Origin of the sequence: Marivita sp., assembly GCF_017643905.1 — a bacterium.
GTDB lineage: Bacteria > Pseudomonadota > Alphaproteobacteria > Rhodobacterales > Rhodobacteraceae > Marivita.
The window spans coordinates 1-9,602 of sequence record NZ_JAEPMO010000152.1 but is presented as its reverse complement, the minus strand read 5'-3'; the positions used below and the strand labels follow the sequence as shown (position 1 = coordinate 9,602).

Here is a 9,602-nt window from a genome sequence, read left to right as displayed (position 1 = left end):
GCGGACCCGCATCGAAGAACCTTGCCGCCTACGGCCGATGGCATGCCGCCCGGAACAACGCGGACCGCTCCTACCTTGATGCGCTCAGGCTGCTGCTCGCTTCAGGCCCTCGCGCCAACACAATTTGCTGACACCGCCTGCTGGGAATTTCCCGCGCCACTGATTTGTGCACGATCAAACTCTATGGAATTCATGAAGGAATTATGAATTGATGGAGGTGTCGAAATCTGAAATGGATCAAATTTTATCCACACAACTCCAAAAATTAACTACTGATTAATGCTCTCTATAGAATATCGAGATCAACACTCTGTGAGAGATAAAATGATTGTTCCAAATGGCCACGGTCTGACACTGAATGATCGATATGGGGCTTCCCCATCTCTTGAGCTCACCAATTCGGAAAGGACCAAGGCAGATGCATTCCAGTTTGAGATGATCAGTCGCGACCTACTTATTTTGAAAAAACAGGATTTTGGTTCAGGTGGTGACAATCCTCGTCTTTCGGCAGAAACAAGTCATAAAAATTATTTTTTTCCAAACATCCATTGTCAGATAAGCTGTTCTGACAGCGATCATGGTGCTGAAGGATCTATCGAGCCGGTGATGGATGGCGATGGGACAATCCCAACTGATCTTAAGTTTTCAGAGCATTCCAAACATCCAAAGCTTCCTGAAGCCCAGTTACTTTTCAGTTCTGATTCAAACGAAGCTGTTTCCTCTTCTGATCTTATAAACCTGACAAAAGATCTGGACATTATTGTTCCGTCAGACGACGAAAATCCCAGAATGTCCGATCTGGATGTTTCAGATAAAATTCTGGAAAATGAAGCTTTTTCAGCGCCTTGGTTGGTCCGTGCAAATGTATCGAGTCAGCCGCTAAAACCTCAAGACTACTTCTTGCAGTATCGACATAGTCAGGTCGATGGAAATACTCCTTCGCTCGGATTGCTTCGATTGATAACTGGTAAAAGAAACTTGGAGAAAGTTGTGCACATTAAGGGCCACGAAACACCTGACCCGAAAAAGTTTGGACTAGAAGCAATACGCTTGCATCAAACCGCACAAACCGGTGAGGATATTGACATTCGCCCAGTCCGCTCTCCTGCCGGATTAACACGTGTGCCGACATCAGCTCATTCGCACCCCGAAATTCAAACAAAGGAATTTCCAATCAGCGGTAGCGTTGAAAATCAAAGGCCAGCGCAGTTACAGCAAGATACGAACGGTCTGCACCCCAGCTGGGACCCCAAAAATCCAACTGTGCCAACATTTGAGACTTCAATCTACATGACGACGCCCGAATTGGATGCGGAGGTGCCGCCGACGCACGCGCCGCGTTTGAGCGAAAGCAGTCTGAGGCTGGTGGCACACGATCGGCTTGTCGCAAATCCGCTACCGCTCCAACCTCGGGCGCCAGACGGTAATGGCGCGGAACCGCAGTCTTCGGTCACCGTTGAGCCCATCGGTGACATATTGGATGTGACTTTCACGTCCTCCAGCAAAGAGGTTCTCGATCTGATGTCCCGTAATCAGCACGAACTCAAAACGACCTTCAAACGTTTGGGCATCGAAGGGTACGAATTCACGTTCAACAGTGGCCGTTCGGGATCTGACGCGCAAAAGCGTTCGCCGGAAATTCGACCATCGGAGACGGAAATCGACCTTTCGATTACCGCGACAATACAAAACTTTGATGCAGTTGTCTCCGGCATCGACAAGCGAGTGTAAAGTACGATGGATGTAGCTTCGATCATGGGGGCAAACAGTAGCACGTCTCAGGCGCAAATCTCGAATGTGTCGCAGGATTTCGAGACTTTCCTGAGGATGTTGACCACGCAGATCCAAAACCAGGACCCGCTCAGCCCAATGGCGGCCGACCAATTCGCAAGTCAACTGGCGTCGTTTTCCATGGTGGAGCAGCAGACTCTGACCAATCAGAAACTGGATATTCTTGCTTCCGCGTTTGGTGCTGGTGGCATCAAGGCATATGCGTCAGTCGTCGGCAGGTTTGCCTTGCATGAAGGACCGTTTGATTTCACCGGGGCGGAAATAACGCTGGAAATCGCTGATATCAACGAACTCGACGGAGATGTTAAACTTGTCATCCTCGACTCAAGGGGCGCGGTTGTTTCCCAAGCCGCCTTGGCTGCGGGACAGTCGAGAGTGACTTGGAATGGCACGGATTCCGAAGGTCGGATTGTAGCTCCTGCCACCTATACGGCGGAAATCCGCAGGGTAGCAGATGAAACAAATATCGACGTGCGCATTGCCACAGGTGATTTGGTCGAAGAAGTGCGATTTGGGGCGACGCAGGTGGAATTGTTGCTGGCCAACGGCACGGTCGTTCCTGAAACGGCGATCACGACGCTGCGGTGATCAGCCCAGTGTTTCACTAAGAGCTGACTTAACTTCCGCTTGCGCAGCACCCATCAAGACAGGGTCTTGCAACGCCCAAAACTGTTTCCAAGTCATTTTAACAATGCAACTAGGCCTGAAGCGGTTTCACGACGAGTTCGCCTTCCTCCTGCGCCTTCATCGCAAGCGCGGCAGCATGTGCGCCGGCTGCGGTGGTGAAGTACGGGATCTTGTCATAAAGCGCGACCGACCGGATATCGCGGCTGTCTTCTACGGCTGCCGCACTCTCGGTTGTGTTCATCACGAGATCGATCCCGCCGTCTTTCATGAGATCGACGATATTGGGCCGACCCTCGTAAACTTTCTTGGTGACTTCACAGGTGATACCGTGTTCCGACAGGAATTTCGCTGTGCCTGAGGTCGCCACGATCTTGAACCCAAGTTCCACGAGAATCTGTGCGGTTTCTACAAGCTGGTCAGTCTTGTCATCATTCTTGATCGAGAAGAACACGCTGCCGGAACGGGGCAAATGGTTTCCCGCGCCAAGCTGTGCCTTGAGGAACGCCCTCGGGAAAGATCGGTCCCATCCCATGACCTCGCCAGTGGAGCGCATTTCCGGGCCGAGAATCGTGTCGACTCCCGGAAAACGTGCGAATGGCAGCACGGCTTCCTTGACCGAGAACCACGGCATCATCGGATCGGCAAGGGTCATCGGGTCCGCTAGCGGCAAGATCGTATCGTAATCCGCGTTCTCGGGATAAGGGTCACGCATCGGGAAGTTGGTCAACGGTTCGCCCGCCATGACACGTGCCGCAATGGAAGCGATGGCCGAATCTGTCGCCTTGGCGACAAAAGGTACCGTACGCGAAGCGCGCGGGTTCACTTCGATCAAATAAACTTCGCCATTCTTGATCGCAAATTGCACGTTCATCAGACCAACGACGTTCAGCGCAAGGGCCAGGGATTCGGTCTGGCGATTGATCTCGGCAAGAATGTCGTCGGAGAGCGAGTAGGGTGGCAGCGAACAGGCGCTGTCGCCCGAATGAACGCCTGCCTCTTCGATATGTTGCATGATTCCAGCAACATGGACCCGCGTGCCATCGCAAAGCGCATCCACGTCAAGTTCCACCGCTCCGGACAGATAGCTGTCCAGAAGGACCGGGCTGTCGCCGGACACTACGACCGCCTCGTTGATATAGCGTTCAAGGTGACCCATATCGCGGACGATTTCCATCGCGCGCCCGCCCAGAACGTATGAGGGTCGGATGACCAGCGGAAAGCCGATATCTTCTGCAATCGCCATGGCTTGCGCACCGGTTGATGCGATGCCGTTATGGGGCTGCTTCAGACCGAGCTTATTGACAAGCGCCTGAAACCGTTCGCGGTCTTCGGCAAGGTCAATCGCATCCGGCGTGGTCCCGAGGATTGGAATGCCCTCGGCCTCGAGAGCGCGAGCCAGCTTCAGCGGCGTCTGCCCACCGAACTGCACGATCACACCGTGAAGCGTGCCGTTCTCCTGTTCCACGCGCAGGATCTCGAGGACATGCTCAAAGGTCAGCGGTTCAAAATACAAACGATCCGAAGTGTCATAATCGGTCGACACGGTTTCAGGGTTGCAGTTGACCATGATGGTCTCGTAACCCGCGTCAGTCAGCGCGAAACAGGCATGGCAGCAGCAATAGTCGAATTCGATCCCCTGACCGATCCGGTTGGGGCCACCCCCGAGGATGACCACTTTCTTACGGTCGCTCGGACGTGCTTCGCACTCGACCTCGCCCATCATCGGGGCTTCGTAGGTGGAATACATGTAGGGGGTTTGCGCTTCGAATTCGGCGGCGCAGGTGTCGATCCGTTTGAAGCAGGCCTTCACGTTCAGCTTCAGGCGGCGCGCGCGGACGTCTTTTTCTGTAAGACCTGCCAACTTGGCCAGTCGGGCATCGGTGAAACCCAGCATCTTGAGGGCGCGCATGCCAGCCTCGTCAGCCGGAAGCCCGTTGGCGCGGACCACTTCTTCGGCTTCGACGATTTCGCGGATGCGGGCAAGGAACCATGGGTCAAACATCGTCGTCGCGTGAATGTCGTCATCAGACAGGCCGTGCCGCATGGCCTGGGCAATGGTGCGCATCCTGTCGGGGGTCTGTTTGCTGATCGCCTTGATGACAGCCGATTTTTCCGGCGCGCCCTCGATATCGATCTCATCAAACCCGGTCAGACCGGATTCCATTGAGGCCAGCGCCTTTTGCAATGACTCGTGAATTGTACGGCCAATCGCCATAGCCTCGCCCACGGATTTCATCGCAGTGGTCAGATGCGGTTCGGATCCAGGGAATTTTTCAAAGGCAAATTTGGGGATCTTGGTGACCACATAATCAATAGTCGGCTCGAACGACGCGGGCGTCACCTTGGTGATGTCATTGTCCAGCTCGTCGAGCGTGTAACCCACCGCCAGTTTTGCCGCTATCTTGGCAATCGGGAAGCCCGTTGCCTTTGAGGCCAACGCCGAGGACCGGCTGACCCGCGGATTCATTTCGATCACGACCATGCGTCCGTCCTGCGGATTGATCGCCCACTGGACGTTGGACCCACCGGTCTCAACACCGATCTCGCGCAAAACGGCGATCGAGCCGTTGCGCATGATCTGGTATTCCTTGTCGGTGAGCGTCAACGCAGGTGCGACCGTGATGGAGTCTCCAGTGTGTACACCCATCGGATCAACGTTTTCGATGGCGCAGACGATGATCGCATTGTCGGCGCGATCGCGCACGACTTCCATCTCAAACTCTTTCCAGCCCAGCAGCGATTCATCGACGAGGATCTGATTGACCGGCGACGCATCCATGCCCGAGCGGCAATAATGCATGAAATCTTCGCGGTTGTAGGCCACGCCACCGCCGGTGCCGCCCAAGGTGAATGCGGGTCTGATGATCGCAGGCAGGCCGATGTGCTCCAGTTCGGCCAAGGCCAAGGCAACACCGGCATCCAGGTCGGCGTTTCCGTTCGCCTTTTTCGGGGCGGTGATGATCGTGGCCTTGGGGTTTTCCAGCCCGATCCGGTCCATGGCTTCGCGGAAGAGCTTGCGATCCTCAGCCATTTCAATGGCTTCACGCTTGGCCCCGATCATCTCGACGCCGTATTTCTCAAGGACGCCCATTTCTTCCAGCGCCAGCGAGGTGTTCAATCCTGTCTGACCACCCATGGTCGGAAGCAGCGCGTCAGGACGCTCTTTTTCGATGATCTTGGCGACGATCTCCGGAGTGATTGGTTCGATGTATGTGGCGTCGGCCAGTTCCGGATCAGTCATGATGGTGGCCGGATTCGAGTTCACGAGGATGACCCGATACCCTTCTTCGCGCAGCGCCTTGCATGCCTGCGCACCGGAGTAGTCGAATTCGCAAGCTTGCCCGATGACGATGGGCCCTGCTCCGATGATCATGATCGATTTGATATCGGTACGTTTGGGCATTGTGTCACCTCGTTTTGCGCGGTCCAAGCCGGGTGCAGACCCCGGCGGGCAAATTCCAGCGGGTTATAGACATGCGTGAGTGACGTTCAAGCCTCTTGCGACGTTGTTTTTACCCGTACACGCTTTTCAGCGTTGGCCACGTCCGATGCCGTCTCGCGCCGTATGCGCCCCTCGCATTGTGCAACGGGACTATCGGCACTCTGGAACGGCTACGGTTTGGTCACATTCGTCAACCGGACATGGCGGAATCCTACGCGATGTCTGGACTTTTGCACCAAGCTGCATCATTGAGCCGGGCGACCTGAAATCTACAGAGAATTGGAAATCCGACATGCATGCCTTTCGCAGCCACACCTGCGCCGATCTGACCAAGGCCGATGTTGGCCAGACCGTCCGCCTGTCTGGCTGGGTGCATCGCATCCGGGATCATGGTGGTGTTCTTTTCATCGACTTGCGCGACCATTACGGCGTCACACAGCTTTTGTGCGATTCGGACAGCCCGGTTTTCTCGAATGTCGAAAAGGTTCGGTCGGAATGGTGCATCCGCATCGACGGTGAGGTGAAGGCGCGTGACGCAAGCCTTGTGAACCCGAAATTGCCGACCGGCGAAATCGAAGTGTTCATCCGCGACATGGAGGTGCTGGGTGCCGCAGAGGAACTGCCGCTCATCGTGTTCGGGGATCAGGAGTATCCCGAAGAAACACGTCTGCGGTACCGCTTCCTTGATCTGCGCCGCGAGGCGATGCAGCGCAACATGACGTTGCGGTCTGATGTGGTTTCCTCGATCCGCAAGCGGATGTGGGCGCAAAATTTCCGCGAATACCAGACGCCGATCATCACCGCGTCCAGCCCCGAAGGTGCGCGCGATTTCCTTGTGCCGAGCCGTCTGCATCCGGGCAAGTTCTACGCGTTGCCGCAAGCGCCGCAGCAATTCAAACAGCTGATCATGGTCAGCGGCTTTGACAAGTATTTCCAGATTGCGCCCTGTTTCCGCGACGAAGATCCGCGCGCCGATCGGTCGCCTACAGATTTCTATCAGCTCGACTTGGAGATGTCCTTTGTCAGCCAGCAGGACGTGTTCAACACGATCCAGCCGGTGATGCAGGGCGTCTTCGAGGAATTCGGCGGTGGTCGCAAGGTCGACAGCGAATGGCCGCAGATTTCCTATCGTGATGCCGCCCTGTGGTACGGGACCGACAAGCCTGACCTGCGCAACCCGATCAAGATGCAGGTCGTGTCCGATCACTTCCGGGGATCGGGTTTTGCGATCTTCGCCAAGCTGCTGGAACAGGACGGAACCGAAATTCGCGCGATCCCGGCACCGGGCGGTGGCAGCCGCAAGTTCTGTGACCGCATGAACGCCTTTGCCCAGAAAGAGGGTCTGCCGGGAATGGGCTACATCTTCTGGCGTGATGGTGACGACGGCATGGAAGCCGCCGGTCCGCTGGCCAAGAACATCGGCCCGGAACGTACCGAAGCAATCCGTCAGCAGCTGGGATTGGGAAATGGCGACGCTGCGTTCTTCCTTGGTGGCAAACCTGCGAGCTTTGAAAAGGTGGCTGGCAAAGCCCGCATTGAGATTGGCAACGAACTGGGTCTGACTGAAACGGACCGTTTTGCCTTTGCGTGGATCGTCGATTTCCCGATGTACGAAAAGGACGAAGAAAGCGGTAAGGTTGATTTCAGCCACAACCCGTTCTCGATGCCCCAGGGTGGCATGGACGCGCTAAATGGCGATCCGCTTGAAGTGCTGGGATATCAGTACGATCTCGCATGCAACGGATACGAGCTCATTTCCGGTGCGATCCGGAACCATAAGCCCGAGATCATGTTCAAGGCGTTCGAACTGGCGGGATATGGCGAAGAGGAAGTGCGCAAACGCTTTGGCGGGATGGTCAACGCCTTCCGGTTTGGCGCACCACCGCACGGCGGCTGTGCTGCGGGGATCGATCGGGTGGTGATGCTTCTTGCTGACACCGCGAACATCCGCGAGGTCATCATGTTCCCGATGAACCAGCGCGCTGAAGACCTGATGATGAACGCTCCGTCCGAGGCCACGAGCGATCAGCTCATGGAGCTTGGTCTGCGCGTCTTGCCGAAAGAAAGCTGACCGCAGGACAAAGGGTAGGGGGGAGCTTGTTGCTTCGCCCCGACCTTATGGGTGCAATTCCTGCGCAGGAATTGATCGGTTTGAAGAGAAGAAGCAAAGGCCACCCAAAATTGGGTGGCCTTTCGCATCAGATTGCGACGGCGTCTTGCACGCGGGTTTCGGCCAGCCTGGCCAGTCGGGACATAGGACCGTGGATCGGCAGGCCTTTGGACTGCGCAAGTGCGAGGTCCGCAGCGGCATGTTCCAGAACATGGTCCTCTGCCTCCATCGCAACGCCGTGCACAAAGGATGAGACATAACTGATTGCCTGCAAGTCCAGCGGACCTGCAAGGATTTCGGCGGCAAAGGCCATATCTTCTCGAAAGGCGACTGCGTCTGGTTGGATGATATCGGTTCTGACCGGGTGCAGCCCGCTTGGTCGCGCATCGTTTGGCAGGTGTTGGAGGATCGCGTGCTGAAACGCCCCAAGATTTGCGATGGGTTTGGCGAGGAACCCATCCGCACCGGCGGCAAGAGCGACATTTTCCGCAAATGGATCGCCGCTACAGGCAAGGATCACATCCACCCGCGGCGTAGATCGAGACAGATCTTCGATCAGTTCAGCGCCGTTTCCATCTGGCAGGCCGAGATCAATAAAGACCACTGACGGACGGTAGACCTGCAGGTGGCGGCGGGCGGATTTCAGGCAGTCGGCGCGCCTGAGACGGGCGCCGCTGTGAAGGCACATCAATCTAAGCGCATCACAGGCATACAAGCTGTTCTCGACAGCGAGGATCGTCAAACCAAGCAGCGGTCGGGTCGCTGTTGGCCTGCGCAGGTGGTCGAAAGCGTCATCGTCGATCATTTAACCCTCCGTGAGTCGCTTCATTTTGGCGCGGTCGCGGCTAACAGAGCGTTAATGGGCGGCAGGCTCTTGTCTGATTTTCCGGCTCGGGGGATAAGCCGCCAAATGCAAGACGGAGACAGAAGATGATTGGACGTTTGAATCACGTGGCGATTGCGGTGCCGGATCTCGAAGCGGCATCAGACCAATACCGCACCGCGCTGGGCGCGAAGGTTGGCGCTCCGCAGGACGAACCGGATCACGGCGTAACCGTGGTTTTCATCGAATTGCCGAACACGAAGATCGAACTTCTTTATCCGCTGGGCGACAACAGCCCGATCGCCGGGTTTCTTGAAAAGAACCCCTCGGGTGGCATCCATCACGTCTGTTACGAAGTGGATGACATCATCGCCGCTCGCGACCATCTCAAGGAAACCGGCGCACGCGTGCTGGGCGACGGCACCCCAAAGATTGGTGCGCATGGTAAACCCGTGTTGTTCCTGCATCCCAAAGACTTCAACGGATGCCTAGTTGAGCTGGAACAAGTCTGACGCGGCCCCATATTCGCATGTAAAGGAGCCTGCCCATGTCCATCACTTCTGCCATCGTCCTCTATGCCGTGATCTGGTTCATGGTGTTCCTGATCGTGATCCCCATCAGGCTGCAGACACAGGGCGATGTCGGGCAGATCGTGCCGGGCACCCATGCCGGGTCCCCCGAGGTACACAACCTCAAGAAAAAGGCGTGGATCACCACCTTTGTCAGTATCGGCCTCTGGATCGTGATCGCGGGAATCATCCTGTCCGGATGGATCACCGTGCGCGATCTGGACTTCTTTGGCCGGATGG

7 protein-coding genes are annotated in these 9,602 nt (G+C 56.1%); 5 read left to right on the top strand and 2 right to left on the bottom strand.

The features are described 5' to 3' along the window. Positions 1–324 precede the first annotated feature (324 nt). Positions 325–1,731 carry a flagellar hook-length control protein FliK gene (locus JJ869_RS19225; protein ID WP_292269648.1) on the top strand — a complete coding sequence of 469 codons (1,407 nt, stop codon included), beginning with the start codon at positions 325–327 and terminating at the stop codon, positions 1,729–1,731. 6 nt (positions 1,732–1,737) lie between these two features. Then, entirely contained in the window at positions 1,738–2,379 is a 642-nt protein-coding gene (locus tag JJ869_RS19220) for a flagellar hook capping FlgD N-terminal domain-containing protein (RefSeq protein ID WP_292269646.1), read from the top strand. Between the two features lie 109 nt (positions 2,380–2,488). Here JJ869_RS19220 and carB read toward each other — a convergent pair whose 3' ends face one another. Beyond that, complete coding sequence (carB, locus tag JJ869_RS19215; RefSeq protein WP_292269643.1) at positions 2,489–5,821, bottom strand: carbamoyl-phosphate synthase large subunit; 3,333 nt, start codon at positions 5,819–5,821, stop codon at positions 2,489–2,491. 331 nt (positions 5,822–6,152) lie between these two features. Between carB and aspS the strand changes: the two genes are divergently transcribed. Beyond that, entirely contained in the window at positions 6,153–7,931 is a 1,779-nt protein-coding gene (gene aspS / locus JJ869_RS19210; RefSeq protein WP_292269640.1) for an aspartate--tRNA ligase, read from the top strand. Between the two features lie 127 nt (positions 7,932–8,058). Here aspS and JJ869_RS19205 read toward each other — a convergent pair whose 3' ends face one another. Beyond that, positions 8,059–8,775 (bottom strand): response regulator, encoded by a 717-nt coding sequence (locus JJ869_RS19205; protein ID WP_292269638.1) that lies wholly within the window; start codon positions 8,773–8,775, stop codon positions 8,059–8,061. Between the two features lie 125 nt (positions 8,776–8,900). Between JJ869_RS19205 and mce the strand changes: the two genes are divergently transcribed. Beyond that, entirely contained in the window at positions 8,901–9,305 is a 405-nt protein-coding gene (gene mce, locus JJ869_RS19200; protein WP_292269636.1) for a methylmalonyl-CoA epimerase, read from the top strand. Positions 9,306–9,340: 35 nt separating this feature from the next. Then, positions 9,341–9,602: DUF1467 family protein (locus tag JJ869_RS19195; RefSeq protein WP_292269634.1), on the top strand; the 262-nt coding region annotated here is incomplete at its 3' end.